This is a genomic window from Xylophilus sp. GW821-FHT01B05, assembly GCA_038961845.1.
In the GTDB taxonomy this organism is placed as follows: domain Bacteria; phylum Pseudomonadota; class Gammaproteobacteria; order Burkholderiales; family Burkholderiaceae_C; genus Xylophilus.
In genome coordinates, this window is sequence record CP152408.1 from 4161981 (window position 1) to 4188273 (window position 26293).

Sequence of the window (26293 nt, forward strand, 5' to 3'; positions counted from 1 at the left end):
GAAGCAAACCAAGAATCGATATGCCGATCGCGTCGTTGAATCGCTGCTGCCATGGCATCAACATGCTGGCAGAGCAGCAAGCCTGCTGCACATCCACCAGGGCCCCGTGTGATAACAAGTTGCGTTTATTCGGAAAGAACCGTTCGGGCTGAGCTTGTCGAAGCCAGGGCGCCGTTCGACAAGCTTCCTTCGACGAGCTCAGGAGAAGCCTTTCGACAAGCTCAAGGCGAACGGTTATCTCTTTAAACGCCAAACCGTATGAGCTCTGTCCTCTCCCTTCCCCCGCCCGAATCCGCACACGACATCGCGCAAGACCTGATGCAGCGCTTTGCCGCCACCGCCGTCGAGCGTGACGAGCGCGGCGGCACGCCCAAGGCCGAGCGCGATGCCTTGCGCGCCAGCGGCCTGCTGGCGCTCAGCATTCCCACCGAGTTTGGCGGCGGCGGCGCCGACTGGCGGCAGACGCTGGATGTGGTGCGCCTGCTGGCGCAGGCCGACAGCTCTCTTGCGCATGTGTTTGGCTTTCACCACCTGATGCTGGCCACGGTGCGCCTGTTTGCGCAGCCCGCGCAATGGCAGCCGTGGTTCGAGCAGACCGCGCGCCGCCGCTGGTTCTGGGGCAATGCGCTGAACCCGCTGGACGACCGCACCGTGTCCAGCGCGCACGGCGGCTGGCGCGAATTCACCGGCCAGAAAAGCTTTTGCTCAGGCGCACTGGATTCCGAGATGCTGATCGCCTCGGCGGTTGAGGAAGGCAGCGGCGCCTTCATCGTCGCGGCAGTGCCCACCGGCAGATCTGGCATCTTCGTGGCGCCCGACTGGAACAACATCGGCCAGCGCCAGACCGACAGCGGCAGCGTCACCTTCGAGAAGGTGCGGGTCGAGCAGCACGAGGTGCTGGCCGACCCGGGCCCGCTGTCCACGCCCTTCTCCTGCCTGCGGCCGCTGATAGCGCAGCTGGTGCTGGCCAATATCTACCTGGGCATTGCCGAGGCGGCCTTTAACGATGCGCGGCACTACACGCTGCACGAGTCACGCCCCTGGCACGCAGCCAAGGTGGCGCAGATGGACCAAGACCCTTACGTGCTCGGCCACTACGGCGACTTCTGGGTGGGACTGGAGGGCGTGCGCGTGCTGGCCGACCGCGCGGCCGACCGGCTCGATGCGGCCTGGCAACGCGGCCCGGCGCTGGGCGCCGACGAGCGCGGCGACGTCGCCCTGGCCGTGGCCACGGCCAAGGTCGCGGCCACCAACACCGGGCTGGACATCTGTACGCGCATGTTCGATGTGGCCGGCGCGCGCGCCACGCACGGCGGCCTGCGGCTGGACCGCCACTGGCGCAACCTGCGCACCCAGACCCTGCACGACCCGGTGGCCTACAAGCTGCGCGAGATCGGCGAGTGGGCCCTCAAGCAGCAATACCCCGTTCCGAGCTTCTACTCATGACCTTCCAGCCACACCACCTGCACGCGCTGCCCGCAATCGATGTGCCCGGCCCGGCCTGGGACGCGCCGCGCCTGCTGACCCTGCCCGAGCCGCGCAAGCTCACCACCTCGATCCGCGCCACCGCCCAGGTGTTCGAAGACCCGCGCTCGCTCGCCCTGCTGGAGCGCATCCGCATGGTGGCGCCCAGCGACGCCAGCGTGCTCATCATTGGCGAGACCGGCACCGGCAAGGAACTGATCGCGCGCCATGTGCACGACCTGAGCCGCCGCAGCGGCAAGCCCTTCGTGGCAGTGAACTGCGGCGCCTTCTCAGAGAACCTGGTCGAGAGCGAACTGTTCGGCCACGAGAAAGGCGCCTTCACCGGCGCCTTCACGGCCAAGACCGGCTGGTTCGAGGCGGCCAACGGCGGCACCTTGTTCCTCGACGAGATCGGCGACCTGCCGCTGTCGATCCAGGTCAAGCTGCTGCGCGTGCTGCAAGAGCGCGAGGTGGTGCGCCTGGGCTCGCGCAAGAGCGTGCCCATTGACGTGCGCGTGATCGCCGCCACCAACGTGCGCCTGCAAGACGCGGTGGCCGCCGGCCACTTCCGCGAGGACCTGTTCTACCGCCTGCACGTGGTGCATCTGGCGCTGCCCACCCTGCGCGACCGCCCCGGCGACATCCTGCCACTGGCGCGCCATTTCATCGATGAGTACCGCCAGCGCCTGGGCTACGGCGCGGTGCGGCTGGACGCCGAGGCCGAGCGCAAGCTGCGCGAGCACACCTGGCCCGGCAATATCCGCGAGCTGGAGAACGTCATCCACCACGCGCTGCTGATCGCCCGCGACGATGTGCTGCACGCCGCCGACCTGCAGATGTCGTCCCTGCTGGTGCAGCGCCGCAGCCCTGACGACGCGCCGCCCGCGCAAGACACGCCGCAGCAGGCGCTGGAGGCGGTACTGCGCGATCTGTTCAATGAGTCGCCCGCCGACCTGTTCGACAAGATCGAGGAAACCGTGATGCGCACCGCCTTCGAGTTCTGCCACCGCAACCAAGTGCAGGCCGCCAAGCTGCTGGGCATCAGCCGCAACATCCTGCGTTCGCGCCTCATCAAAAGCCGCGAAATATCGGCGCTGAAATGATCCTATTGGGAATGTTGGTGGTGCGTCTGGCGCAATGAAGCACTGACGTGGAACGGGCCCCAGGCGCTATGCGCATGGGGCCCGTTGGGCTCTATTCGTGAGATTTACTCAATCATTCTGAAAGCCTGATGGTCAGAAGCCCAGGAGCAGCCTGGGCTTCAAACTTTTACCTACGCCACCTCTGTGCATTTTCCTCACACAGCCATGGCGCAGGCCACAAGGCTCAAACCGGCAGCGGCCGGCCGCTGCGCTGGCTCCACAGGCGCATCAGGCGCGGCAGCAGCAGCACGGTCAGCACGATCACCACCAGCGTGATCGACATCGGCCGCTGCAAGAACACCAGCGCACTGCCTTCGCCAATCGACATGGCGTTGCGCAGTTGCGCCTCGGCCAGCGGGCCCAGGATCATGCCGACCACCACCGGTGCCGTCGGGAAGTCAAAGCGCCGCATCACCACGCCCAGCACGCCAATGGCGTACAGCAGGAACAGATCGAACGCGCTCTGGCGCATGCCATAGGCACCCACCGTGGCGAAGATCAGGATGCCGGCGTAGAGCTGCGGCTTGGGCACCTTCAGCAGCTTGACCCACAGCCCGACCATGGGCAGGTTCAGCACCAGCAGCATCACGTTGCCGATGTAGAGCGACGCAATCAGCGCCCACACCAGCGCGGCCGAGGTGGTGAACAGCTGCGGGCCGGGCTGGATGCCGTAGTTCTGGAACGCGCCCAGCAGGATCGCCGTGGTGTTGCTGGTCGGGATGCCCAGCGTCAGCAGCGGGATCAGCGCGGCGGTCACGGTGGCGTTGTTGGCCGCCTCCGGGCCGGCCACGCCTTCGATCGCGCCCTTGGTGCCGAACTCGGCCCGGTTCTCACCCTTGGCCAGCTTCTTCTCGGTGGCGTAGCTGAGGAAGGTCGGGATCTCGGTGCCGCCGGCCGGGATGCAGCCAAAGGGTGCGCCAATCGCGGTGCCGCGCAGCCACGCGGGGATGGAGCGCTTCCAGTCGCGTGCGCTCATGTGCACGCGGCTCATCTTGTTCTGGCCCTCGACCGTGCGGCCCTCGTACAGCGCTGCGTACAGCACCTCGGCCACGGCAAACAGGCCCACCGCCACCAGCACGATCTCGATGCCGTCCAGCATCTCGGGAATGCCGCCGGTGTAGCGCGCCTGGCCAGAGATCTGGTCCATGCCCACGCAGCCCGCGGCCAGGCCGACAAACAGCGCGCTCAGGCCGCGCAGCGTGCTCTTGCCCAGCACCGCGCTCACGGTAGTAAAGGCCAGCAGCATCAGCAGAAAGTATTCCGGTGGCCCCAGCTTGACCGCGAACTCGGCCACAAAGGGCGCAAACAGCGTGACGATCACCGTGGCAATGGTGCCGGCCACAAAGGAGCCGATGGCAGACGTGGCCAGTGCCGCGCCCGCGCGCCCGCTCTTGGCCATCTTGTTGCCCTCCATCGCCGTCACCATGCTGGCGGTTTCGCCCGGCGTGTTGAGCAGGATCGAGGTGGTCGAGCCGCCATACATGGCGCCGTAGTAGATGCCGGCAAAGAAGATCATCGAGGCCGTGACCTCAACCTTGGCCGTGATCGGCAGCAGCATGGCCACCGCCACCGCCGGGCCAATGCCCGGCAACACGCCCACCGCCGTGCCCAGCGCGCAGCCAAACAGGGCCCAGAGCAGGTTGATCGGCGTAATCGCCGTGGCAAAGCCCTGCAGAAGTGCGTTCAGGATATCCATGTCAAAACCATCCGGTGTTGGTCAGGCCCGGCAGATTGATCGCCAGGAACTGCGTGAAAGCCCAGAACACCGGCGCCGAGATCAGCAGGCCGCTGACGATGTCCGTCACCCACACCCGCGGCTGCCCGGCCGGCTGGCCCGCGGCGCGGCGCAGTCCCTGCACCGCCAGCGTGTAGCACAGCGTGCAGCTCAGGATGAAGCCGATGTTGGTGATCAGCGCCGCATTGGTCAGCAGCCCGGCCGACACCCAGATGAAGCCGGGCCAGTAGCCGCGCTCGGCCCCCGAAGGCGCCTCCAGCTCGCGGAAGCCGCCAGAGCGCGCCTCCCAGATGATCAGGGCGCCGCACACGGTCAGCGCCGCAGCCATCAGCCAGGGCAAGAAGTTGGGCCCGACGCCGCCATAGCCCGCGTCCGACGAGATGTTGATCGCGCCAAAACCCAGACCCAGGCCGGTCAGCAGCACGCCAACGCCGACCAGGGTCTGGGGCCAGGTAGATGCGGGTGTCGCGGCGCCCGGCGCCGCCTCTGCCGCGAGAGGGTCTGTGGAGTTCATGTTTTTGGACCTCGTAGGGACGGAAAAAAGGCACGCGCCAAGGCGTGCCCGTCGGGATTGAATGGCTACGCGCTCACGCCCCGCGCACCACCCACGCCGCATGAAAGCTCAAAGGGCCGCGGAGCAGGCCATGCGCAGACATCCGCGGAACCGGCTCCGCCGGGCCGCTGGATGTGTCCCCGGAAGGGGGTTGGCGAAGACGCGAAGCGCGTAGCCTGGGGGTGAGCTTTATGCAGCGACCATGCCGGCCTTCGTCATGGTGTCGCGCAAGCTCGCAAATTCCTCATCCACAAACTTGCCGAAGGCATCGCCCGTCAACACGGCCGGGGTCCATTCGTTCTTCTTGACGGCCTCGGCCCAGGCCGGGGTCTTGAGCGCGGCCAGCACGCCGTCGACCAGTACCTGACGCTGCGCGGGCGTGATGCCGGGCGCGCCGTAGACGCCGCGCCAGTTGCCGATCTCCACGGCAATGCCCTGCTCCTTGAGCGTGGGCACATCAACGCCCTGCAGGCGCTCGGCCGAGGTGACCGCCACCGGATGCATCTTGCCAACCGAGATGTACTCGGCAAACTCGCTGAAGCCGCTGCCGCCGATGGTGACGTTGCCACCCAGGATGGCGGCCGTGGCCTCGCCGCCGCCACGGAAGGCAACGTAGTTGATCTTGGCCGGGTCCACGCCCACGGCGCGGGCGATCATGGCCGCAGCGATGTGCTCGGTGGAGCCGCGCGAGCCGCCGCCCCACTTGACGCTGCCCGGGTCCTTCTTCAGCTGGGCCACCACGTCGGCCATGGTCTTGAAGGGCGAATTGGCCGGCAGCACGAACACGTTGTATTCGCTGGTGATGCGGGCGATGGGCGTGGCCTGCGACAGGTTGACCGGCGGCTTGCCGGTGATGATGCCGCCCAGCATCACGGCGCCCATCACCATCAGCGCGTTGGGGTCGCCCTTGCTGCCGTTGACGAACTGCGCCAGGCCGATGGCGCCGGCCGCGCCGCCCTTGTTGTCATAGGTGACGGTATCGGCCACCTTGGCCTCGTGCAGCGCCTTGCCGAGCGCGCGGCCCGTGGTGTCCCAGCCACCGCCAGGATTGGCCGGCAGCATCATCTTGAAGTTGCCGCCAGCGCGGGCGGCCAGCGGCAGCATGCCGGCTGCCGTCAGTGCGGCCATGGACTTGAGGAAGGTAGCGCGACGCATGGAGGTCTCCTGGTTGTTGGAAGAATGCGGCTAGATGATGCGCCGGCAGCCTGTCAATCCGCTGTCCTGGACACTAGGGAAAGCCCTGCCCTTGGTCCGGCGCCATGGCCGGTGCCATGCCCGGTGCTATGGTCGGCGCCCATGCAAGTTCTGATCGTGGAAGACGACACCGTCCTGCGCAGCACCCTCGAGCGCACCTTCTCCCGCCGTGGCATGGCCGTGCGGGTGGAATCCGACGGCCGCACCGCCCTGGCCAACTGGGCCGCCGCCCCGCCCGACGTCGTGGTGCTGGACCTGAGCCTGCCCGGCATGGACGGCCTGGAGGTGCTGGCCGCCGCGCGCCGCCGCGGCCTGGATACGCCCGTGCTGCTGCTGACCGCGCGCGGCACCGTGGGCGACCGCGTCATGGGCCTGAACGCCGGCGCCGACGACTACCTGCCCAAGCCCTTTGACCTGGACGAGCTGGAGGCCCGCGTGCGCGCCCTCACCCGCCGCCGCGCCGCCCCCGGCAGCGCAGAGCCGCTGCCGGACGCCGGCGTGGCCACCGTCGGCGCGCTGCGGCACGACAAGCTGGACGGCGCCATCTACCACCGCGACCAGCCCATGGAGCTCACCCCGCGCGAGCTGGCCCTGCTGCAAACATTGATGGCCCAGCCCGGCCATGCGGTGTCGAAAGAGCGCCTGTTCGAGCTGGTGTTTCCCGGCGAAACCGATGTGCAGTACGAGGCCATCGAGGTCGTCGTCTACCGCCTGCGCAAAAAGCTGGCCGGCACCGGCACCACGCTGATGACGCTGCGCGGCCTGGGCTATCTGCTCAAGGCGGCCACATGAACATGGCCCGGGGCCGGCCCAGTTCGCTGCGCCGGCGCCTGCTGCTGGGCATCCTGCTGCCGGTGGTGGCGCTGATCGCCTTCAACACCGCCAATCTCTACCGCCAGGCGCTGGCCGCCGTGCACACCGCCTATGACCGCACCCTGCTGGCGGCGGCCAAATCGATCAGCGAAGAGCTGGACGTGCAAGGCTTTGACGACCAGGCCGTGCTGCGCGCCACCGTGCCCTATTCAGCCCAGGAAGCCTTCGAGGCCGACAACGAAAGCCGCTTGTTCTACCGCGTCTCCGACAACCAGGGCCGCCTGGTCTCGGGCTTTGACGAGCTGCCCTTCTGGCGTGGCCGCATCCCTGACCGGCCGCCCTATGCGGCGCTGGTCACCTTCTACGACGATCACTTTCGTGGCCGCGACGTGCGCGTGGCCGTGCTGCTGCAACCCGTGGCCAGCGCCCAGGGCCGCGCCATGGCCGTGATCCAGGTGGCAGAAACGCTCGAGCTGCGCCACACGCTGGCGCGCCAGATCCTGGTCCAAACACTGCAGGGCCAGGCCGGCCTGGTGCTGGTGATTGCGCTGGTGGTGCTGCTGGTGGTGCAGCGCGCCACGCAGCCAGTGCGCGCCCTCAGCGCCACGCTGCAGGCCCGCCCGGAAGGCGAACTGACGCCCATCGCCGCCCCAGACGCCCCGCGCGAACTACTGCCCCTGGTAGACGCCACCAACGCCGTCATGGCCCGGCTGCGCCTGCTGCTGGAGCACCAGCGCCGCTTCATGCGCGACGCCGCCCACCAGCTGCGCACGCCGCTGGCCGTGCTCAAGGTGCAGACCCAATCGGCCCTGCGCGGCGACATGCCGCCACTGCAGGCGCTGCAAGAGATCCACACCACGGTAGACCGCGCCACCGCCCTGGCCAACCAGATGCTGTCGCTGGCCAAGGTCGAGCAATCGCACCCCGAAGACGCCGCGCCGGTGCTGGACCTGTCCGACATCGCGCGCGACATGGCGCTGGAGCTGTCGCCATTGCTGGCCGAGAAAGACCTGGATTTCTCCATCGCCACCGTGCCCGCGCCGGTGCGCGCGCACGACTGGATGCTGCGCGAGCTGGTGCGCAACCTGCTGCACAACGCCATCCGCCACAGCCCACCGGGCGCACCACTGGCCGTGAGCGTGGTGGCCGATGGCCGCACCGCCGCCCTCACCATCGCCGACAACGGCCCCGGCCTGCCGCCCGAGCTGCAAGACCGCCTGTTCCAGCCCTTTGCCGGCATGGCGCCCGGCGGCTCCGGCCTGGGCCTGGCGATCTGCCACGAGATCGTGCGCGTGCTGGGCGGCAGCATCACGCTGGAGAACCGCGAGCAACATTCCACCGTCACCGGCGTAGACGCCTGCGTGCGCCTGCCGCTGGCCGGCGTAGGCCTGCCGCCGACCGACACGCCGGCGCTTGGCTGACACGGCCAGCGCCCGCCTGAGGGAAAATCCCCCTCGATGAATCCACCCGACACGCTGCGCCTGGACAAATGGCTCTGGAGCGCCCGCTTCTACAAAACCCGCGGCCTGGCCGTTGAAGAAATCGGCAAGGGCCGCGTGCAGGTCAACGGCGCATCCGCCAAGCCTTCGCGCGACGTGCGCCCCGGCGACACCATCGCCGTGCGCCAAGGCCCGCTGCAGCGCACCGTCGTCGTCCGCGCCCTCAGCGCCCTGCGCGGCTCCGCCACTGTCGCCCAGCAGCTCTACGAGGAAACGCCCGACAGCCTGCAGGCCCGCGAGCAAGCCGCCGAACAGCGCCGCCTGGCCCCCGAACCCGCAGACACCCTCACCCAGGGCCGCCCCACCAAGCGCAACCGCCGCGAGATCGAGCGCAGCCATGACTGGGGCGAGCGCTGGAGCGCATCGGTGGATGAGTAACCCCCAGGCTACGCGCTTCGCGTCTTCGTCAACCCCCTAAAGGGGACACATCCAGCGGCCCGGCGAAGCCGGTTCCGCGGATGTCTTGGCATGGCCTGCTCCGCGGCCATCTGTGTCTTTGGATTCATGCGCCATGGGTAACGGTCACAATGGACCGCTCCCCACCCGCCCCTTGCCGCCTGCAACGCCCCCAAAGGCCGGCACAGCGGCACCTCCATGACGCTCAAAATCTACCTGATCGAAGACGACGAAGAAGCGCGCGACGCCCTCACCGCGCTGCTGCGGCAAGCCCTGCCGGTAGAGATCGTGGGCTTTGGCGACAACGAGCTGGGCGTCACCCACTGGCTCTCCAGCCACGACCGCGACTGGGACCTGGCCATCGTCGACCTGCAACTGCGCCAAGGCAGCGGCTTTGCCGCTCTGCAGTGGTGCGCCACCCGCCTGCCGGAACAAAAAGTGGTGGTGCTCAGCAACCTGGTCTCCGACGACGCCCGCGCGCGCTGCGTGGCGCTGGGGGCGGATGCGGTGTTTGACAAGGCTTCGGAGATTGAGGCGCTGGTGGGGTACTGCCAGGGGCTGGGGGCGACGGGCGCGACCTGATGCTCGGGGGAGCCGGGAGCTTCTCTTATTCCGAGGGAATCCCTTGCATCAGCGCCGGGGGCGCCGCGAGGCTTGGTTGCGAGGCAGTCCGAGAGATGCCGGAGACCATTGCCTTTTGTCGTGACCAACGCCGGCATTGGGCTTCAGGCCTGCAGTGCATCCGGCCCAGAAGGAACAGGCAACGCTGAGCGCCAAAGCCGCCAAAGCTGCGCCAAACACGGCACACCACGATAGTCGGCAATAACCGGTGTTGAAAATAGGCGGATTACTACTCAATCCTTGAGACTCACACCCAAGGCATCCAGCTTCTTTGCGTACGAGTCCCTGCGTTTTGCCGCCTTTGCAGCTGCGTCAACGGCTGCTTGGATGGCCTTGGGTCCCTTTTTCGCAGCAGCTTTGATCAATTCGAACTTGTGAGCAGCATCTGACTCCGCCCGCTTGAAAGTGGCGATGATTTCGACATGGGTAACAGACGGCTTCACAGGTCCCCTTAGAGCTTTATGTTAGTGCGAAGCAAGGCTGTTCTCAATTCGCGGCTAGCTGGTTTTGAAACATCTACGCCTTGAACCGCCAAGTCGAACTGTGAGCCAGGCCTGATGCTGGTTGGGAGTATTTTTTTTAGGGGATTCGTGGTGGGGTACTTGCCATCAGCAGGACACATGCGAACGGAAAACCCGAATTCGTCGAGTACACCTTTCGCGTACAACTCCGCCAAATGCTGAAACGACACGAATGTCGAGAATTTCACTTCTTTAACCCCTGGCTCGCGGATGCTACGAACGATCTCAAATTTACCAAGGCTATCTCGTTGTGTGTTCGTAAAGGGATGCACAAAAAACGTCCCACGAAGTCCTCCCTTTTGGGACGCCAGCGTGTGCTCGACGGCGATATCAGTTAACAGCATGTTGTTTTCCTTGTGATTCAATAAGCCACAGCTGATCCAGCCACATTGGCCTCCATCACACCCCAAAGTTTCCGCTCGGGATTTTCAAACTAGTGTCGCGTCAAGTGTGATGTGACGGGAGTGCGCGAAGCCATCGGCGTGCAGCGCAAGGCGTAGGCCGCAGCCCAGGCTGAAGCCTGGGCAAGGACTGCAACGCGGCGATGCGCGGTGAGGGCAAGTGCACGCCGGCAGATCATGCTTGACGCGACACTAGGCCGCAGGGGAGTCGATGCCTCTTGAGATACGAAGCGTTCGACATTGGCGCCGCTCACCTTGCCGGAAGGGACTGTATGGTTTGCATATGGCGAATTGTGGCAACGAAACGAAGGGCTGCTTGTGGCCGAAAGCGAAAGCTCACCGCGCCAAGCTTGGGCCTCAACTTTCAAAAAGTGCCCTCTCCCCGCCAACGCTTCAAACTCACAACCCGAGCTACAAAGCCCCCGCCATCAAGCGCAGGTTCTGCACAGCCGCACCCGCCGCCCCCTTGCCCAGATTATCGAGAACCGCGCTCAAGACGATCTGGCCTGTGCGTTCATTGCATGCAACGGCCAGACTCATGTCGTTCGAGCCGTTGTGGACTTGCGGGTCCAGCTCGGTCATGGGCGCGTCGCAAGACATCGGCAGCACACGCACATGCGCCGCATCGCGGTACCGCTCCGCAAGGCATTCGTGGATGCGCGCGCCAGAAGCATAGGCGGGAAGCATCCTCGCGTGCAGCCCAATGGTGAGCACGATGCCCTGCCGGTAGCTACCGTAGGCTGGCACGAAGAGGGGCCGCTGCGCCAAGCCGGCGTAGGTCTCGATCTCCGGCACGTGCTTGTGCTCGAGTGCCAGGCCGTAGACCTTCAGCGAATGTGCCGCAGCCCCAGCCTCATACGCTTCTGCCCCCGCCCTGCCCTGGCCCGAATAGCCTGAGACGGCGTGGATGACGAGCGGATAGTCGGCGGGCAACAGGCCCGCATCCGTCAGCGGCCGCAGCAGGGCGACCGCGGCGGTGGGATAACAGCCCGGATTGGTAACCCGCAGTGCCGAGGCGATGCGTTCGCCTTGCCGCGCATTGAGTTCCGGCAGGCCGTAGACCCAGCCCGGGCTGGTGCGGTGGGCCGAGCTGGCGTCTATGACACGCACGGCAGGGTTGTCGATCATTGCCACCGCGTCGCGCGCGGCGGCATCGGGCAGGCAAAGGATGGCGATGTCGCTCTCGTTGAGCGCAGCCCGGCGGGCAACCGCATCCTTGCGCAGGTTTGCAGGCAGTGTGCGGATGCGGAATTCCCCGCCCCGCAGGCGGTTCTGCAGGTCAAGGCCGGTGGTGCCCTGGTCGCCGTCGATAAAGATATTGAGGTCCATAGAGCGCAATCCTAGGGATACGACCTCGATAGCTCCAGCTAAATATATGGAACCCAGGATTAAGAAAAGTTAAATTAGCGGCATGCGTGAACTAAGCCTTGACCATCTGCGCACCCTTGTCGCCATTGCCGACCTTGGGTCCCTGGCCAATGCCGCGCGCGCCCTTCACCTGGCCGCTCCCACCGTCACCGTTCAGATCGCAGAACTGGAGTCGCGCCTGGGTGGCCAGTTGCTCGTGCGCGGTCGGGGGCCCGCGCAGGCGACCGCCTTGGGGGAGCAGTTCATCGCGCGCGCCCGCAGGCTGCTGGCAGACGCGGACGACGCAGTGGAAGACGTTCGACGTCAGCTCGCCGGCCAAACAGGCCGCGTGCGGGTGGGTGCCTCGACGGGCGCCATTGCACATCTGCTGCCGCCCGCGCTCGAACGTCTTGCCCGCAAGCATCCCGGCATCGACGTGAACGTGCAGGTGCTGACCTCCAACGACAGCATGGCCCGGCTCGCCGCAGGAAGCCTGGACCTGGCAGTGGTGGCGCTGCCGCAGGCGCCCGTACGCGGCGTTCATGTCACGCCCCTGCGGCGCGAGGCTGTCGTCGCCTTTCTGCCGGCGGCCTGGAAAGCCCCCAGGCGGCTGACTCCGCGGTGGCTGGCCCAGCGCCCGCTGATCATGAACGACTCCTCCACACGTCTCTACCGGCAGACCGCGGAATGGTTCTCTGCAGCGGGCGTGCATTGCCGCCCGCGCATCGAGCTCAACTACAACGATGCGATCAAAACACTGGTCGCCGCGGGCTACGGCGCGGCCTTGCTGCCAGAGGAATCGCACGAGCCCGAGCGTGATCCCCGCATCGCCGTGCGCCCGCTCAGCCCGACTCTATGGCGGCAGTTGGGTCTCGCGGTCAGCGACCGGGGCGCCAGCGGACCGACACGTTTCGTTTTGGAGGCGCTGCTGCCTGAGAGGGGTTCGGCTACTTAAGGCAGTGCCAGGCGCAGACGCGGTGTTCAGCAAGGCTTCGGAGATTGAGGCGCTGGTGGCTTACTGCCAAGGGCCGGGCTTAGGCTGACACGCTAGGCCCGGAAGCCTCGGGTTCTCGATGAGCGGATTGATCGCTTTCATCAGCGCCGAAATTTTTCGACTTCAACGCAACGACGCAATGCATCTGTTCGTAGTCCCAAGCGCCGCCACGGTCCAAGCATTTGTCTATGGACACTTCGCGCACAAGCCAAACGCTCGCGCCAACCAATGCGGCGGTAACAAGCCCCAAGGCAATTCCAATTCGCAATTGCGTGCTCATGGTGGAGGCTTACTCGTAGCCAACTACCGTCACCACCTCAACCCCGCCGAAGGTCCACCAGCAGTTCAAGCTTCTCAACACCCGCCCAGGTCTCACGCTTGAATGCCCGGTGGTACCGGTCAATCTCGCTGATGGATGCCAGGGCAACCCGCTGGGCCGTCTCGATGGAGGCTGCGCGCATGTAATAGATGAGGAAGTCGCCCTGCTCGGTCGATTCGAGAAATACCGACTCTATGCTGACACCCTCGACCTCCAGGCTCTTGAGAGCCTGATCGCGATGGGCCGCAAGATGGGCCGCCCATTCGCGTACTCGCGCCAGAGAGTCGGCGCGCAAGCGCACGCGAGCGCATACGGGTGTGTCGACGGAGTCCATGGCGACCCATGTTAGTTGGCAATTGGCCTAGCTCCCAATTTCGACGTTCATTGGGTTCTAGTGTCCTGAGTTAGAAGTTCGCAAGCAAAATCGCTCGATGCTGGCGAGGATGTCATCAGCGGACTTGGTCCAGTGGAAGGGCTTGGGGTCCGCGTTGTGGATGTCCAGGTACTGCTTGATCGCCTGCTCGAGCTGGCGCGTCGATCGATGGGTGCCGCGGCGGATGCACTTCTCGGTGAGCGTTGCGAACCAGCGCTCAACCTGATTGAGCCAGGATGCCGAGGTGGGCGTGAAGTGCACATGGAACCTCGGATGACGCGCAAACCAGTTGCGAATCGTCTGCGTCTTGTGCGTGCCGTAGTTGTCCATCACGAGGTGCACGTCCAGCCCGCTGGGGACGTTGGCCTCCACGGTGCGCAGGAACTGCAGGAATTCGCTGCTGCGGTGACGCCGGTGCAAATCGCCTATAACTTCGCCGGTCGCAATGTCCAGGGCCGCAAACAAGGTCGTGGTGCCATGGCGCATGTAGTCGTGCGTTCTGCGCTCAGGAATGCCTGAGGCCAACGGCAGCACCGGCTGGGTGCGGTCCAGCGCCTGGATCTGGCTCTTCTCGTCCACGCACAGGACCATGGCCTTGAGGGGCGGGTCCAGGTACAGGCCCACGATGTCGCGCACCTTCTCCACGAATAGCGGGTCGCTGGAGAGCTTGAACGTCTCCTGGCGATGGGGTTGCAATCCGAAAGCGCGCCAGATGCGCGAGACGGCCGTCTGTGACAACCCGGCAGCGCTCGCCATGGTGCGCGTGCTCCAGTGCGTGGCCCCTTCGGGAATTGACTCTAGCGTGCGAGCGATCACCGCATCGACACGTGCGTCATCGATGCTACGCGGTGCGCCGGTGCGGGGCGCATCCAGCAGCCCCTCCAGGCGCTGCTCAACGAAGCGCGCTCGCCACTTGGAAACCGTCTGGGGCGTGACCCGCTGGCGAGCGGCTACCGCCTTGTTCTCCATCCCCTCGGCGCAGCCCAGCACGATGCGCGCTCGCAAAGCAAGAGCCTGCGCTGTCTTGCGCCGCAGGGTCCATGCCGTGAGTTGTGCGCGCTCCGCCTCGCTGAGCACCAGTTCGCTCTTCGGTCTGCCTCTCATCGTCACCTCGTCGTGTCTGCACACCACTCGAATGAGCGATCCTAGCCGCGATAGTTCAATGAACTTCTAATCTTACTGTGTCACAAGAGTAGCTTTGCGCTTGCCCTTCCGCAGCAGGGGCACTGGCCGAGACGAGCGATCAGCTGATAGCTCAGTCGATGGCGCAGTGTAGTGATCGACGTCGGCACGTGGCGCTGCGCGCGCAGGACTGCCGCGGGGGACGTAATCCTCGGGAAGGGCAGGCACTTGGCGTTCGATGAAGTTTTTTTTACCGCCGACAGACTTGTCGGCGACGAGGCGTTCAGCCATGAGGAACCCGTAGGCCGCGATGCTCAAGGCGGCATGGTGGTGAAACCCCCGCCACCCTCGGCCCTCATAGTGGCCGAGACCGAAGTCCTGCTTCAGATCCTGGTAGTCGCGCTCGATGCGCCAACGCTGATGGGCAACGTCGACCAAGTCGTTGATCGGCGTGTCTTCTGGCATTGTGGACAGGAAGTACTTGCTCGGCTCAACGTCGCTTGCTGGCCACTCGATGAGCAGCCACTGCTCGGGACGCAGGCGTGCCTTGCCCGTATTGCCGCCGGCGTGGCGCACTCGCACGGCCGCAAAGCGGCCGTTCAATGTGTCGTTGGTTCCCTCGCGCCAACTGATGTCCTGGAACGCTCGGCTTGGCAGGGACTGCGCCAATGCCTTGACGCTCATGGGCTGTAGCGCTGCCGTTCGCCTGGGCATCACTGGCGGCCGGCCCATGCCGCTGTAAGGCTTGGGTGGCAGCGGCTGAACGCCAGGCGGCCAGACCACGACGGCAGATGTGATACCTACCGCATAGAGCAAGCCCATATCGCTGAGTGCCTGACGAAAAGCGTTGTCCACGCCGTAGCCAGCATCGGCCAGCACGCAGTGGCGGGGTGCACCTTCGTCCAGCAACGTGCGCAATTGCTGCAGCGCGATCTGCGTCTTCGTGGCGAAACGAACCTCCTCGGGAACGCCAGCCTTGGCGCGGCGTTCAACATCTGCCGCCCAGTCCTCGGGCAGGTACAGCTGCCAAGCCACGGGCAGGCTGCCCTGTTTGCTTGCAAGCGAGATGCTCACGGCCACTTGGCAGTTGTCCTGTTTGCCCAGCATCCCGCAGTACTGACGAGTGACCCCGACCGAGTGGCGACCCTTCTTCGGGAACCCGGTGTCGTCGATGATCCACCAGCCACCCTGACTGAAGTCCATCCTGGGCATCACCCACTGGCACACCCGCCGCAGCATCTGCGTGTCAGACCAGTCGGCCTTGGCCACGAAGTGGTGCAGTGCTTGGTGCCGCGCGCTGGCATGCGTCGGATCCACCCGCGCGGCCATGGGCTCTACGCTCTTGCGCGACAAGGGAAGCATCAGGCCCGTGCAGTACCCACGAAGGCCTGCGTGCCGATCCGTGTGACCCAAGCCTGCGCTCAGGTGCTCCAGGTAGCTATCGAAGCGCTCGACTGCATTCATCAATCCTCCGGTGCGAAGACTAGAGGATCGCATTATTTCATTTATGACACAGTAAGACTAACCCGGGACACTAGTGTCGCGTCAGGTGTGATGCGAGATGTGTGCGAAGCCATCGACGTGCGGCGCAAGGCATAGGCCGCCTGCACCTGGACCCGCCAGCGTCACCGTGCGAGCGCCAGAGAACGCACACGTTCCGAGGGCGGAGGCAGAAAACGATCGTCGAACAGGCTTGCCGGGCTGGGAAGGAAGGCAAGCGCTTTGGCGCGAGCCATCAGATCGATGGTCTGCGCAAGGCGCGCCATGTCCACTGCTCCGATTCCCCGCACCGAGCCTTCTGTATGGGCCATCTCAAGCGCGAGCGTTCCTGCAAGCCGCTCACGGTTGGCAACGCGGTCGATCGAGGGGTTTCGCCTGACCACAGCGTCCACGGCAGCTTCGATGTCGGCAACGGCATCCACCACGCCGCGGTTCACCGCCCGCACCAGTCCCGCGACGACTGATGGATGGTTGCGCAGCAAGGTCGGCGTCACCATCACGGCGGCGCCGTACAGCGAAGGGACGTGGTGCTGCCACTCGAAATGGCGCAACGCGGTGTCAGGGTCAAGGCCGGCTTCGATCGTCTGCGCCCGGATCGTGTTGACGAAGCCGAACAGACCGTCCCAGCGCCCCTCAAGCATCAGCGGCACGAGCTCACGATGCGGCAGGTCTGACACCTCGATCTTCACACGGGACGCATCGATGCCGCACGCCGCACAAAACTCGGGAAACATGCGCCAGGCCGCGTCGTTCGGGTGAGTGACCAGCGACAAGCCCACCAGATCCGCCGGGCAAAGGCTTGTGCCGGCAGCGGGCACCGCGATGGTGTAAGGCGAGCGGTTGTGCATCGCAAACACGCCTACCGGCGCCTCTGCGGGGTGGGCCGCGGCCCACTCGACGAGGGCATTCATATCCCCGTAGCCCACGTCGTAGGCGCCCGCCATCAGCTTGGGAACCGCGTTCGCCAACGTGTCCCCCTCCGTGAACTCGACCTCCAGGCCTTCCTCGCGGAAATAGCCGCGATCGTCGGCCAGAAAAAACCAGGCCTGCGGCCCCGAATAGAAGGTGTTCAGTATGAAGCGCAGCCGCACTGGCGCGCCCATCGGTGATGCGGACATGGTGGACCTCTCCAAGTCGATAGCTATTGAAAATCCTGCAAGCACAGAAGCAAAGTCCGGTCCATCGACGATGGGCCCTCCGGGCATACGGATGGCAATCTCACCGGGCTCGTTTCCTGCTACGCGGAGTCACCCCATATTGCCGTTGAGGATGCCATGCCCCACTTCCGCTCTACCCGGCGCGCTGCGCTGCAGCTCCTTGCCGCTGGCGCCGCCGCTGCGGCTCTTCCGGCATTCGCCCAATGGCCTGACAAGGCCATCAAGATCATCGTCACATTCCCTCCCGGGGGCTCCAGCGATGTGCTTGCCCGCCTGATGGCTGAGCAACTGACGAAGAAGCTGGGCCAGCCTGTGGTGGTCGACAACAAGCCCGGCGCAGGCGGCACCATCGGCGGCGCGCAAGTCGTCTCGGCCGTGCCCGACGGCTACACGTTGATGCTGTCGAACACTACACCCATCGCACTCGGCCCGTTCACACTGGAGAAGCAGCCGTACGACCCGGTGGCCGGCTTCAGCCACATCGCGTACCTGGGCGCTGCACCGCTCGTCATCATGGCCAGCCAGCCGTCGGGCATCAAGACATACGCCGAGTTCGAGGCGTCCGCACGCAAGGAGGGGCACATGGATTTCGGGTCTGGCGGCCCCGGCTCAATCGGGCACATCCACGGCGAATTGCTCAAGAAGACGACGGGGATCAACATGGTGCATGTGCCGTACCGCGGTGGCGCCCCCATGACCACCGACCTGATCGCCAACACCATTCCCATGGGCATCGACGTGATCACGTCCTATGTCCCCTTCTTCAAGAGCGGCCAGCTGGTGCCGCTGGCCGTCACCAGCACACAGCGCTCACCCCTGATGCCCGATGTTCCGACCATCGTGGAACTGAGGCAACCGAAGTTGGTGCTCGAGAACTTTTTCGGCTTGTCGGGACCTGCCAAGCTGCCTGCGGACGTCCTGACGCGGCTGAACATGGCGTGCAACGAGGTCCTCGTGATGCCGGAAATTCAGAGGAAACTGACTGAACTGGGCATCGTGGCCAAACCCGAAACCGCTGCAATGTTCAACGACTTCGTCAAGGATCAGGTGGACACCTTGGGGCCGACCGTCAAAGGGGCGGGGATCAAGCTTTAGCTCCGCCTGTCAGCAGAAGCTCCCCAGAAAGGCCTGCTTGAGCAGCAATGCCCTCTCACCAGCAGACGACGACGGAAACTGAGCAAATGTTCGACGCCGGCCGACTGGCGCCACAGCCTCAACCCCGCCGAAGGTCCACCAACAGTTCAAGCTGCTCAACACCCGCCCAGGTCTCACGCTTGAATGCCTGGTGGTACCGGTCAATCTCGCTGATGGATGCCAGGGCAACCCGCTGGGCCGCCTCGATGGAGGCTGCGCGCATGTAGTAGATGAGGAAGTCGCCCTGCTCGGTCGATTCGAGAAATACCGACTCGATGCTGACCCCCTCGGCCTCCAGGCTCTTGATTCAGCCCTGCGCGTTGAATGCATCGTCATACAACACCTCGCCGTGCGGCATGCCTGAGCCAAAAGACACAGCCTGGAAGTACTCAGGCGGGACATCTGCCAGCACAAGCCCGGGCTCTGCCCGGAAGCCGAAGCGGCCGTAATAGCCTGGTTCGCCAAGCACGACGCAACCGGCCGCTCCGCTTTCACGCAGCGCACGCAATGCCTCGCGCATAAGGCGTGAACCGACTCCCCCGCCTTGATAGGCGGGCACTACCGAGATCGGCCCCAGGCCATGCCAGCCCGAAGCCCCATCCGAGATGGACACCGGTGATACGGCCACGTGGCCGACTACCTGCCCATCAACCTCGGCCACTAGCGACAGCGTCAATTTGCCGGCCTTGCGCAGCGCCTTGACGATGAACTGCTCGGTATGGGCGGTGTGGGGCGCTGCCAGAAATGCAGCGGTGGTCACTGCGTCAATGGCATCCACGTCGGCGCTTGTCTCGTTTCTGATTTCGACGTTCATGGGGTCCTGCTGCTGGAGATATGGGTCAACCTCATCGAAGTAGCCCTGAAGAATGCGGGCCGATTCGCTTTGCGGTCGGTTCATAGCCAAATAATATACACCGTATGAATTATGAGATTACGGGCTCCCCATGACCACCGCACATGTATTCATCGCCACCAGCCTGGATGGCTTCATCGCCCGGGCGGATGGCGGCATCGACTGCCTTCTGCAGCGCGATGACCCGGCCGAGGAGCACGGCTATGCCACCTTCATCGCCGACAAGGACATGATCGTGATGGGCCGGGGCACCTACGAGAAGGTGCTGGGCTTCGGCGCATGGCCTTATGACCGGCCGGTGCTGGTGCTGTCAAAGCAACTGGCCAACGCGCCGGTGCCCGAGGCGCTGCAGGGCAAGCTGCGCTTTTCCAGCCGCGCGCCCAAGGAGGCGATGCAGGAGCTGGCCGCGCAGGGCGTGCGCCAGGTCTATGTCGATGGAGGGCAACTGGTGCAGTCCTTCCTTCGCGATGGGTTGGTGGCCGACATGGTGATCACAACTGTCCCGGTGCTGATCGGGTCGGGCCGGCCGCTTTTCGGGGCGCTGCCGCATGACGTCGATCTGCAACTGCTATCCAGCCACAGCTTCCCCTCGGGCCTGGTGCAGTCCCGCTACAGGCTGGCCCCATGAGCCGCCCGCGTGGGCGGCCAGCCCAAGGCCAGGGGCTGGCGCTTGAAGACATTCTGAGCGCCGCGCTAGTGCTGCTGAACGAAGGCGGCGGCCAAGGCCTGACGATGCGCGCCCTGGCCAGCCGGCTGGGTACTTCACCGATGAGCCTGTACCACCACGTGGGCGATCACGAGGGCTTGCTGCGCATGCTGTCGGATCGGGTCTATGCCGAGGTGCTGGAGGGATTGGCGCCGCAGGCGGATGCCCGGGCAGATATCCGGGCGCTGCTGGCCCGCTATCACCACACCGTGGGCCAGCACCCGCAATTGACGCTCGCGATCTTTGCCGCCCCCAACGCCTTTGCCGGCGTGACCCGCCAGATCACCGAGCGCCTCACCAGCCTGCTGGCGGGGATCACGGCCGAGCCCGCTCTGTGGCGCGACATCCTGGTGGACCATGCCCATGGCAGCGGCCTGGCCCTGGCCTGCGCTGGCCAGATGCAATACGAGAAGGCGCTGGATCAGCTGCTGAACTGTCTGGCTGGCAGCGCAAAACTATCAAATAGATAGCTAATAGCCCAGGTGGCACAAGGGCTAGAGGCATATTTCATCAATATTTTAAATATGCAGCCGCACCTACCGGTGCGCCTCGATCGGGTTGCCATACAAGGGCCGCGCACCAAACTGCGTGCTCACCGCATAGGCCACGCCGCAGGCCAGCATGGTGGGCAGGGTGAGCTGGAACTGGTGCGTCATCTCCAGCACCATGACGATGGCCATCAGCGGCGCGTGCGTGACCGCGGCCAGCACGGCCGACATGCCGATCACGGCCAGTACGCGCGGATCGCCCACCCAGGCCGCCGGCAGCCACAGCAGCGCCACCTGCGCCAGCACGCTGCCTGATGCAGCGCCCACCAGCAGCGAAGGCGTGAAGACGCCGCCGATGGCGCCGCTGCCCGAGCTAAGCGCCGTCGCCAGCACCTTGGCGGCCAGTACCAGCGCCAGCATCTGCCACAGCAGGTGCCCCTGCAGCACGCCAGACACCACGCTGTAGCCATTGCCCCAGACCTGCGGCACCACCGCCGACAACAGCCCCACCAGCAGGCCGCCCAACCCAAGGCGCCACACCGGCGAGGCGATGCGGCCAAACACGGCACGGGCCCGCTCCAGCAGCACCAGCAAGGCCCAGCCGATGCCGCCAAACACCAGGCCGGCCACCAGCGCGGCGCCCAGGCTGGTCGGCAGCAGGTCCAGTTGTGGCACGGTGTAGAGCGGCAAAGGCTCGACCAGCCAGTAGATCAGCGCGTTCGAGGTGGCCGAAGCAATCAGCACCGGCGCCACCGCATAGGGCACCAGAAAGCCCAGCGCCAGCTCCAGCACAAACACCACGCCCGCCACCGGCGCGTGGTAGGCCGAGCCAATGCCCGCCGCAATGCCACAGACCAGCAGCGCCTTGCGCTCGTCAGCCGACAGCGGCAGCCGGCGCGCCAGCGTGGCGGCAAACCAGGCGGCCAGCTGCACCATCGGCCCTTCGCGGCCAATGGAGGCGCCGGTGCCCACCGACAGCAGCGCCGACAGGCTGCGTGCCAGCGTGCTGCGGTTGTTCAGGTCAACGCGGCCCTGGCGCGCCGCGTCGATGTAGTCCAGATGCACATCGCCCGCCGGCCCGCGCCGCGCCCACGCCCGGCCGCGCGCCAGCACTGCACCGGCCAGCAAGCCGCCCACCGCCCCCACCAACACCCGCTGCCAGGGCGCCAGCGACATGGCCGCATCCACCAGGCCGCCGGTGTGCCCGGTGGCCAGCCACTCCACCCCGCGCGCCAGCCAGCGAAACAGCACCGTGGCAGCCGCCGCCAGCGCGCCCACAACCACCGCCAATAGCCACAGGCGCAGCGTGCGCCCGGCGGGACGAAACAGGCGAAAGCGCTGCGGCGCATGGGTGTCGGGGGATGGCGTCATGTGGCGGGACAGACAGGGATTGCGGAAAGCCTACTCGCTCGCCCGGAACATGCGGGGGAAAGTCGCCGCCCGCGTCCGGTCCTTGATGCGGTAGCCCATGGCGGCGCGGCCCTGCTGGCCGTCGACCATGCCGGCCTCTTCAAGAAACTGGGCGTCGAGCATGCGTTTTCTGAAAGCGCTTTTGTCCATGGGCCGCCCCAGCACCACCTCGTAGGTCTGCTGCAACTGCGGCAGAGTAAAGGGCTCAGCCAGCAAGAACGCCGGCAGCGATGTGTACTCCACCTTGCCGCGCAGCCGCGCCAATGCGGCCTCCAGGATCTGTGCATGGTCAAACGCCAGCCGCTTGCGCAGCGCCTCATCCACCGCCAGCCATTGCGACGGTGCCGTGCCGGCCGGCTCATGGACCAGGGCAAAGTAGGCATGCGTGGCAGACCAGCCCCGCGGGTCCCGGCCCGCACCGCCCCAGCTTCCCAGTTGCTCCAGATAGGGCGCGGCCACACCGGTCTTGTCCTTCAACTTGCGCATCGCACAATCCAGCAGGGAGTGGTCCTGCGCCACATCCACAAAGCCGCCCGGCAAAGCCCAGCGTCCGGGGAATGGCTCTTGCAAATCCTGCGGCCGGCGCACCAGCAGCACGCTCAAGCCCCCATCCACTATGGAAAAGATCACAAGGTCCACAGTGACCAGTGGGCGCTCAAAATCCAGTTTCTCTGAAGGGCTAGGCGTAGTCTTTTTCATGGCAGGCCTTGACTTTAACCCCATGAGTTGTACTATGCAACCCAATTGAGTTGCACAGTACAACCCTAGCAGTGACAGAGGACCGCATGACACCCAGCATCCAGCTTCTCATCATCGATCCGCAGAACGATTTTTGCGATCTGCCCGCCGACTGGTGCCCTACCGATGGCCGTACCGGCCAGCCGCTGGCACCCGCCCTGCCCGTGGCCGGCGCGCATGCCGACATGCTGCGCCTGGCCCGGCTGATCGATGCGGGCGCGGGCGGCCTCACCCGCATCGCAATCACGCTGGATTCGCACCACCGCTATGACATCGCCCACCCCACGTTCTGGCAGACCGGCAGCGGTGCCGATGTAGCGCCCTTTACCTCCATCACCGCCGCCCAGGTGCGTGCTGGCGACTACGCTCCGCGCGCGCCTTCGGCCTTGCCGCGGGCACTGGCCTACCTCGACGCGCTGGAGCAGCGCGGGCGCTACACCCTGATGGTCTGGCCGGTGCACTGCGAGATCGGCAGTTGGGGCCACAACGTGCACAGCGCCGTCAAGGCCGCCTACAACCGCTGGGAAGACAGCACGCTGGGCCTGGTGCAAAAGATCAGCAAGGGCAGCAACCCCTGGACCGAGCACTACAGCGCCATGCAGGCCGAGGTGCCGGATGCCGAAGACCCCGCCACCCAGCTCAACACCGGCCTCATCGCCACGCTGGACCAAGCCGACCTGATCGTGATCGCCGGCGAGGCCAGCAGCCACTGCGTGAAGGCGACCACCGAGCACATCGTGCAAAACCTGCCTTCGGGCCGACCCGGCAAGGTGGTGCTATTGACTGACTGCATGAGCCCGGTCGGCGGCTTTGAGGCGCAGCACCAGGCCTTTCTGGACGACATGCGCCGGCAAGGCGTGGTGCTCACCACCAGCGTCGACTTCCTGCCCCAATTGCAAGCTTAGGAGCCCCTTATGCAAGCCATCATCCAAAGCCTGCTGGACACCGACCTCTACAAATTCACGATGTGGCAGACCATGCTGCACCGGCATCCGCAGACCGATGCGGAGTACAGCTTTGTCTGCCGCAACCAGCCCACCTACCCGCTGGCGGATTTGCTGGACGACGTGAACCAGCAGCTCGACCATCTTTGCAGCCTGCGCTTCCAGCCGGCAGAGCTGGCCTATCTGCGCGGCCTGCGCTACATCAAGAGCGACTTTGTCGACTTCCTGCGCATCTTCAGCTTCCAGCGGGAATTCATCAGCGCCACGGTGGAAGGCCCGGTGCTGAGGATCAAGGCGCTTGGCCCGCAGGTGCACACCATGGGTTTCGAGATCTTCGTGCTGGCCATCGTCAACGAGCTGTACTTCCGCCGCTTCGACCAGAACGCGGCACTGGCCGAAGGCCGCCAGCGCCTGCAGGGCAAGGTGCAGTTGCTGCGGGATTTCGCGCAAGAGCCTGTGGCCAAGCACCCGTTCGAGTTCTTTGACTTCGGCGTGCGGCGCCGCTTCTCCCGCGACTGGCAGCGTGAGGTGGTCAGCACGCTCAAGCGCGAAGTGCCGCAGTATTTCAAGGGCACCTCCAACGTGCTGCTGGCCCAGGAGCTGGACCTGGTGCCCATCGGCACCATGGCCCACGAATACCTGCAGACCTACCAGGCCCTGGGTGTGCGGCTGCGTGATTTCCAACGCGCGGCACTGGAGGACTGGGTGCAGGAGTACCGCGGTGACCTGGGCGTGGCCCTGACCGACGTGGTCGGCATGGACGCTTTCCTGGCCGACTTCGACCTTTACTTTGCCAAGCTGTTCGACGGGTTGCGGCACGACTCGGGCGATCCATTTATCTGGGGCGAAAAGGCCCTGGCGCACTACACCAGGCTGCGCATAGACGCGCACAACAAGCGCCTGGTGTTCTCCGACGGCCTGGACCTGCCCACGGCCATCAAGCTCTACCGCAACTTTGCCGACCGTACCCAGACCGGTTTTGGCATTGGCACCAACCTCACCAACGACGTTAGCCTTGCGCCGATCAACATCGTCATGAAGCTCACCGGCTGCAACGGCCAATCGGTAGCCAAGCTGTCCGACAGCCCCGGCAAGACCTTGTGCGATGACCAGACCTTTCTGGCCTATCTGCGCCAGGTGTTCCAGTCCCCAGCCTAAAGACCGCCATGTTGAAAATAACCCTTGCCCAACTGAACCTCACCATCGGCGACCTTACGGGCAATGTCGCCAAGATGATTGCCGCCGCGCGCCAGGCCTGGGTCGAGCAGTCCGACCTGGTGGTGTTCTCCGAGCTGGCGCTGACGGCCTACTACCCCGCCGACCTGCTGGAGGAAGACGGCTTCATGGAGCGCGTGGATGCCGCCTTCCAGGAACTGCTGCAGGCCTCCCGGCAAATGCCCCGGCTGCACTGGGTGATTGGCCTGCCCGCGCGCCACAGCGGGCCGGGCCACAAGTTGCGCAACATGCTGCGCGTGGTCAAGGACGGCGAGGTGCGGCTCGAATACGCCAAGCAGTTGCTGCCCACCTACAACATCTTCGATGAGCGCCGGCACTTCGAGCCCGGGCCGGACGTGGCCAAGGTGCTGCGCATACGCGAGGCGCAGGTCGGCTTCCTGATCTGCGAAGACGGCTGGAACGACGGCGGCCTGGACTACGCCATCAACCCCTTCGAGCGCATGCGCGATGCGGCGCCGGATCTGGTCGTCTCCATCAACGCCAGCCCGTCCGAGATCGGCAAGCGCGAGCAGCGCCACCAGATCTTCAGCGCCGCCAGCCGGCACAACGCGCTGCCCATCCTGTATGTGAACCAGATCGGCGGGCACGACCAGATCGTCTTTGACGGCGCCTCGTTCGCGGTCGAGCCCCAGGCCGGCGTCGTCTACGAGGCGCAGCGCTTTGCCGAAGACATCCGCACGCTGCAGTTTGATAACGGCCACTTCCTGACGCGGGACGGCGCGCCGCCGGCCAGCGTGCCGGCCCAGGGTTTCCCGACCATGGAGTTCTACCGCCGGCAGATCATCCTGGGCCTGCAGGACTACGCGCGCCGCTGCGGCTTCACCCGCGTGGTGGTCGGCTCGTCTGGCGGCATTGATTCGGCACTGACGCTGGCACTGGCGGCCGAGGCGCTGGGGCCGGCAAACGTGGTGGCCATCACCATGCCGTCGAAGTTCTCTTCGGCCGGCTCGGTCGATGACTCCGAAGCCCTGTGCCGCAAGCTGGGCGTCACGCTGTATCGCCACCCCATCGCGGAGCTGGTGGCAGACTTTTCCAGTGGCTTCCAAGCCGCCTTCGGGCAGGCCCTGCAAGGCATCGCGCTCGAGAACCTGCAGGCACGTGCGCGCGGCACCATCCTGATGGAGTACTCCAACAGCTTTGGCCACCTGCTGCTGACCACCGGCAACAAGTCCGAGATATCGGTGGGCTACTGCACCCTGTACGGCGACACCAACGGCGGCCTGGGCCTGATCGGCGACCTGTACAAGACGGAGGTGTTTGCGCTGTCCAGGCACATCAACGACAGCGCAGGCCAAGAGATCATCCCCCTGGCCATCATCGACAAGCCGCCCTCGGCCGAGCTGGCCCCCGACCAGAAGGACGTCGACAGCCTGCCGCCCTACCCGGTGCTGGACGAGGTGCTGAAGCTGCTGATCGAAGGCCGCCGCCTGGCGGGCTGGGAGTTTGAGCAGGCCTCGGCCTTTGTTGCACAACTGAAGAGCACCGCAGAAGGCCGAGCGCTGGTACAGCGCATCCGGGGCATGATCGCCCGCAACGAATACAAGCGCCGCCAGGCGCCGCCCATCATCCGTGTACGCGCCCGCGCGTTCGGGTCGGGCCGGCAGATGCCAATAGCAGCCAAATTCGAGTGAGA

27 protein-coding genes are annotated in these 26293 nt (G+C 65.5%); 13 read left to right on the plus strand and 14 right to left on the minus strand.

Translation table 11 applies throughout. The features are described 5' to 3' along the window. The first annotated feature begins 258 nt into the window (after positions 1-258). Together AAFF27_19345 and AAFF27_19350 are read left to right on the plus strand one after the other, a co-directional pair. Positions 259-1446 carry an acyl-CoA dehydrogenase family protein gene (locus AAFF27_19345; GenBank protein XAH22157.1) on the plus strand — a complete coding sequence of 396 codons (1188 nt, stop codon included), beginning with the start codon at positions 259-261 and terminating at the stop codon, positions 1444-1446. Beyond that, positions 1443-2567: a sigma-54 dependent transcriptional regulator gene (locus AAFF27_19350; GenBank protein ID XAH22158.1), complete on the plus strand. Its 1125-nt coding sequence runs from the start codon at positions 1443-1445 to the stop codon at positions 2565-2567. Before AAFF27_19345 ends, AAFF27_19350 begins: the two co-directional genes overlap by 4 nt. Positions 2568-2790: 223 nt before the next feature. On the opposite strand, the gene AAFF27_19355 is transcribed toward AAFF27_19350, so the two are convergent. The 3 genes from AAFF27_19355 to AAFF27_19365 form a co-directional block, all read right to left on the minus strand. Then, entirely contained in the window at positions 2791-4302 is a 1512-nt protein-coding gene (locus AAFF27_19355; protein ID XAH22159.1) for a tripartite tricarboxylate transporter permease, read from the minus strand. Position 4303: 1 nt separating this feature from the next. Then, the gene (locus tag AAFF27_19360) at positions 4304-4855 is read right to left on the minus strand and encodes a tripartite tricarboxylate transporter TctB family protein (protein XAH22160.1); all 552 of its coding nucleotides are present in this window, start codon (positions 4853-4855) and stop codon (positions 4304-4306) included. Positions 4856-5083: 228 nt separating this feature from the next. Then, entirely contained in the window at positions 5084-6049 is a 966-nt protein-coding gene (locus tag AAFF27_19365) for a tripartite tricarboxylate transporter substrate-binding protein (GenBank protein XAH22161.1), read from the minus strand. 141 nt (positions 6050-6190) lie between these two features. Here AAFF27_19365 and AAFF27_19370 point away from each other — a divergent pair, with 141 nt between their 5' ends. From AAFF27_19370 to AAFF27_19385, 4 genes are all read left to right on the plus strand, one after another. Next, on the plus strand, positions 6191-6880 hold the full coding sequence (locus AAFF27_19370) for a response regulator (GenBank protein XAH22162.1): 690 nt from the start codon (positions 6191-6193) through the stop codon (positions 6878-6880). Next, positions 6877-8322, plus strand: coding sequence for a sensor histidine kinase N-terminal domain-containing protein (locus AAFF27_19375; protein XAH22163.1), 1446 nt, complete (start codon positions 6877-6879; stop codon positions 8320-8322). The genes AAFF27_19370 and AAFF27_19375 overlap by 4 nt, the downstream gene beginning before the upstream one ends. A gap of 36 nt (positions 8323-8358) precedes the next feature. Beyond that, positions 8359-8778 (plus strand): S4 domain-containing protein, encoded by a 420-nt coding sequence (locus tag AAFF27_19380; GenBank protein XAH22164.1) that lies wholly within the window; start codon positions 8359-8361, stop codon positions 8776-8778. A 216-nt stretch (positions 8779-8994) separates the two neighbouring features. Further along, positions 8995-9378, plus strand: a complete 384-nt coding sequence (locus tag AAFF27_19385; GenBank protein XAH22165.1) for a response regulator — start codon at positions 8995-8997, stop codon at positions 9376-9378. A 272-nt stretch (positions 9379-9650) separates the two neighbouring features. Here the strand turns inward: AAFF27_19385 and AAFF27_19390 are convergent, their stop codons facing one another. From AAFF27_19390 to argC, 3 genes are all read right to left on the minus strand, one after another. Next, positions 9651-9860 (minus strand): hypothetical protein, encoded by a 210-nt coding sequence (locus AAFF27_19390; protein ID XAH22166.1) that lies wholly within the window; start codon positions 9858-9860, stop codon positions 9651-9653. A gap of 8 nt (positions 9861-9868) precedes the next feature. After that, positions 9869-10282 (minus strand): hypothetical protein, encoded by a 414-nt coding sequence (locus tag AAFF27_19395; GenBank protein ID XAH22167.1) that lies wholly within the window; start codon positions 10280-10282, stop codon positions 9869-9871. Between the two features lie 468 nt (positions 10283-10750). After that, entirely contained in the window at positions 10751-11668 is a 918-nt protein-coding gene (gene argC / locus AAFF27_19400; protein XAH22168.1) for an N-acetyl-gamma-glutamyl-phosphate reductase, read from the minus strand. Between the two features lie 82 nt (positions 11669-11750). Between argC and AAFF27_19405 the strand changes: the two genes are divergently transcribed. Further along, a complete protein-coding gene (locus AAFF27_19405) occupies positions 11751-12641 on the plus strand; it encodes a LysR family transcriptional regulator (protein XAH22169.1) in 891 nt (296 codons plus the stop codon). A 79-nt stretch (positions 12642-12720) separates the two neighbouring features. Here the strand turns inward: AAFF27_19405 and AAFF27_19410 are convergent, their stop codons facing one another. The 5 genes from AAFF27_19410 to AAFF27_19430 form a co-directional block, all read right to left on the minus strand. After that, complete coding sequence (locus tag AAFF27_19410) at positions 12721-12960, minus strand: hypothetical protein (GenBank protein XAH22170.1); 240 nt, start codon at positions 12958-12960, stop codon at positions 12721-12723. 37 nt (positions 12961-12997) lie between these two features. Beyond that, positions 12998-13333 carry a DUF6176 family protein gene (locus AAFF27_19415; GenBank protein XAH22171.1) on the minus strand — a complete coding sequence of 112 codons (336 nt, stop codon included), beginning with the start codon at positions 13331-13333 and terminating at the stop codon, positions 12998-13000. Between the two features lie 57 nt (positions 13334-13390). Further along, the gene (locus AAFF27_19420) at positions 13391-14476 is read right to left on the minus strand and encodes an IS630 family transposase (GenBank protein XAH22172.1); all 1086 of its coding nucleotides are present in this window, start codon (positions 14474-14476) and stop codon (positions 13391-13393) included. A 72-nt stretch (positions 14477-14548) separates the two neighbouring features. Further along, entirely contained in the window at positions 14549-15958 is a 1410-nt protein-coding gene (locus tag AAFF27_19425) for an IS701 family transposase (GenBank protein ID XAH22173.1), read from the minus strand. A gap of 161 nt (positions 15959-16119) precedes the next feature. Continuing rightward, the gene (locus AAFF27_19430; protein ID XAH22174.1) at positions 16120-17112 is read right to left on the minus strand and encodes an ABC transporter substrate-binding protein; all 993 of its coding nucleotides are present in this window, start codon (positions 17110-17112) and stop codon (positions 16120-16122) included. Between the two features lie 156 nt (positions 17113-17268). Here AAFF27_19430 and AAFF27_19435 point away from each other — a divergent pair, with 156 nt between their 5' ends. Beyond that, entirely contained in the window at positions 17269-18246 is a 978-nt protein-coding gene (locus tag AAFF27_19435; GenBank protein ID XAH22175.1) for a tripartite tricarboxylate transporter substrate binding protein, read from the plus strand. A 346-nt stretch (positions 18247-18592) separates the two neighbouring features. Here AAFF27_19435 and AAFF27_19440 read toward each other — a convergent pair whose 3' ends face one another. After that, positions 18593-19099, minus strand: a complete 507-nt coding sequence (locus tag AAFF27_19440; protein XAH22176.1) for an N-acetyltransferase — start codon at positions 19097-19099, stop codon at positions 18593-18595. A gap of 130 nt (positions 19100-19229) precedes the next feature. On the opposite strand from AAFF27_19440, the gene AAFF27_19445 reads away from it, so the two are divergent. Both AAFF27_19445 and AAFF27_19450 read left to right on the plus strand, forming a co-directional pair. Further along, on the plus strand, positions 19230-19766 hold the full coding sequence (locus AAFF27_19445; GenBank protein XAH22177.1) for a dihydrofolate reductase family protein: 537 nt from the start codon (positions 19230-19232) through the stop codon (positions 19764-19766). Continuing rightward, positions 19763-20314: a TetR/AcrR family transcriptional regulator gene (locus tag AAFF27_19450; GenBank protein ID XAH22178.1), complete on the plus strand. Its 552-nt coding sequence runs from the start codon at positions 19763-19765 to the stop codon at positions 20312-20314. The genes AAFF27_19445 and AAFF27_19450 overlap by 4 nt, the downstream gene beginning before the upstream one ends. Positions 20315-20380: 66 nt before the next feature. Here AAFF27_19450 and AAFF27_19455 read toward each other — a convergent pair whose 3' ends face one another. Beyond that, on the minus strand, positions 20381-21703 hold the full coding sequence (locus tag AAFF27_19455; protein ID XAH22179.1) for a chloride channel protein: 1323 nt from the start codon (positions 21701-21703) through the stop codon (positions 20381-20383). Positions 21704-21733: 30 nt separating this feature from the next. After that, positions 21734-22441, minus strand: a complete 708-nt coding sequence (locus AAFF27_19460; GenBank protein ID XAH22180.1) for an NUDIX domain-containing protein — start codon at positions 22439-22441, stop codon at positions 21734-21736. 86 nt (positions 22442-22527) lie between these two features. On the opposite strand from AAFF27_19460, the gene AAFF27_19465 reads away from it, so the two are divergent. Genes AAFF27_19465 through AAFF27_19475 form a run of 3 tightly spaced genes read left to right on the plus strand, consistent with a single transcriptional unit; the run spans position 22528 to position 26291 of the window. Next, positions 22528-23385 carry a cysteine hydrolase gene (locus AAFF27_19465; GenBank protein ID XAH22181.1) on the plus strand — a complete coding sequence of 286 codons (858 nt, stop codon included), beginning with the start codon at positions 22528-22530 and terminating at the stop codon, positions 23383-23385. A gap of 9 nt (positions 23386-23394) precedes the next feature. Continuing rightward, positions 23395-24582, plus strand: a complete 1188-nt coding sequence (gene pncB / locus AAFF27_19470) for a nicotinate phosphoribosyltransferase (GenBank protein ID XAH22182.1) — start codon at positions 23395-23397, stop codon at positions 24580-24582. 8 nt (positions 24583-24590) lie between these two features. After that, positions 24591-26291, plus strand: coding sequence for an NAD+ synthase (locus tag AAFF27_19475; GenBank protein ID XAH22183.1), 1701 nt, complete (start codon positions 24591-24593; stop codon positions 26289-26291). Positions 26292-26293 lie beyond the last annotated feature (2 nt).

What these genes read in the sequence shown, in the direction of transcription:
- AAFF27_19345 (XAH22157.1), top strand. Translation starts at nt 259, where the DNA reads ATGAGCTCTGTCCTCTCCCTTCCCCCGCCCGAATCCGCACACGACATC.
- AAFF27_19350 (XAH22158.1), top strand. Translation starts at nt 1,443, where the DNA reads ATGACCTTCCAGCCACACCACCTGCACGCGCTGCCCGCAATCGATGTG.
- AAFF27_19355 (XAH22159.1), bottom strand. Translation starts at nt 4,302, where the DNA reads ATGGATATCCTGAACGCACTTCTGCAGGGCTTTGCCACGGCGATTACG.
- AAFF27_19360 (XAH22160.1), bottom strand. Translation starts at nt 4,855, where the DNA reads ATGAACTCCACAGACCCTCTCGCGGCAGAGGCGGCGCCGGGCGCCGCG.
- AAFF27_19365 (XAH22161.1), bottom strand. Translation starts at nt 6,049, where the DNA reads ATGCGTCGCGCTACCTTCCTCAAGTCCATGGCCGCACTGACGGCAGCC.
- AAFF27_19370 (XAH22162.1), top strand. Translation starts at nt 6,191, where the DNA reads ATGCAAGTTCTGATCGTGGAAGACGACACCGTCCTGCGCAGCACCCTC.
- AAFF27_19375 (XAH22163.1), top strand. Translation starts at nt 6,877, where the DNA reads ATGAACATGGCCCGGGGCCGGCCCAGTTCGCTGCGCCGGCGCCTGCTG.
- AAFF27_19380 (XAH22164.1), top strand. Translation starts at nt 8,359, where the DNA reads ATGAATCCACCCGACACGCTGCGCCTGGACAAATGGCTCTGGAGCGCC.
- AAFF27_19385 (XAH22165.1), top strand. Translation starts at nt 8,995, where the DNA reads ATGACGCTCAAAATCTACCTGATCGAAGACGACGAAGAAGCGCGCGAC.
- AAFF27_19395 (XAH22167.1), bottom strand. Translation starts at nt 10,282, where the DNA reads ATGCTGTTAACTGATATCGCCGTCGAGCACACGCTGGCGTCCCAAAAG.
- argC (XAH22168.1), bottom strand. Translation starts at nt 11,668, where the DNA reads ATGGACCTCAATATCTTTATCGACGGCGACCAGGGCACCACCGGCCTT.
- AAFF27_19405 (XAH22169.1), top strand. Translation starts at nt 11,751, where the DNA reads ATGCGTGAACTAAGCCTTGACCATCTGCGCACCCTTGTCGCCATTGCC.
- AAFF27_19410 (XAH22170.1), bottom strand. Translation starts at nt 12,960, where the DNA reads ATGAGCACGCAATTGCGAATTGGAATTGCCTTGGGGCTTGTTACCGCC.
- AAFF27_19415 (XAH22171.1), bottom strand. Translation starts at nt 13,333, where the DNA reads ATGGACTCCGTCGACACACCCGTATGCGCTCGCGTGCGCTTGCGCGCC.
- AAFF27_19420 (XAH22172.1), bottom strand. Translation starts at nt 14,476, where the DNA reads ATGAGAGGCAGACCGAAGAGCGAACTGGTGCTCAGCGAGGCGGAGCGC.
- AAFF27_19425 (XAH22173.1), bottom strand. Translation starts at nt 15,958, where the DNA reads ATGAATGCAGTCGAGCGCTTCGATAGCTACCTGGAGCACCTGAGCGCA.
- AAFF27_19430 (XAH22174.1), bottom strand. Translation starts at nt 17,112, where the DNA reads ATGTCCGCATCACCGATGGGCGCGCCAGTGCGGCTGCGCTTCATACTG.
- AAFF27_19435 (XAH22175.1), top strand. Translation starts at nt 17,269, where the DNA reads ATGCCCCACTTCCGCTCTACCCGGCGCGCTGCGCTGCAGCTCCTTGCC.
- AAFF27_19440 (XAH22176.1), bottom strand. Translation starts at nt 19,099, where the DNA reads ATGAACGTCGAAATCAGAAACGAGACAAGCGCCGACGTGGATGCCATT.
- AAFF27_19445 (XAH22177.1), top strand. Translation starts at nt 19,230, where the DNA reads ATGACCACCGCACATGTATTCATCGCCACCAGCCTGGATGGCTTCATC.
- AAFF27_19450 (XAH22178.1), top strand. Translation starts at nt 19,763, where the DNA reads ATGAGCCGCCCGCGTGGGCGGCCAGCCCAAGGCCAGGGGCTGGCGCTT.
- AAFF27_19455 (XAH22179.1), bottom strand. Translation starts at nt 21,703, where the DNA reads ATGACGCCATCCCCCGACACCCATGCGCCGCAGCGCTTTCGCCTGTTT.
- AAFF27_19460 (XAH22180.1), bottom strand. Translation starts at nt 22,441, where the DNA reads ATGAAAAAGACTACGCCTAGCCCTTCAGAGAAACTGGATTTTGAGCGC.
- AAFF27_19465 (XAH22181.1), top strand. Translation starts at nt 22,528, where the DNA reads ATGACACCCAGCATCCAGCTTCTCATCATCGATCCGCAGAACGATTTT.
- pncB (XAH22182.1), top strand. Translation starts at nt 23,395, where the DNA reads ATGCAAGCCATCATCCAAAGCCTGCTGGACACCGACCTCTACAAATTC.
- AAFF27_19475 (XAH22183.1), top strand. Translation starts at nt 24,591, where the DNA reads ATGTTGAAAATAACCCTTGCCCAACTGAACCTCACCATCGGCGACCTT.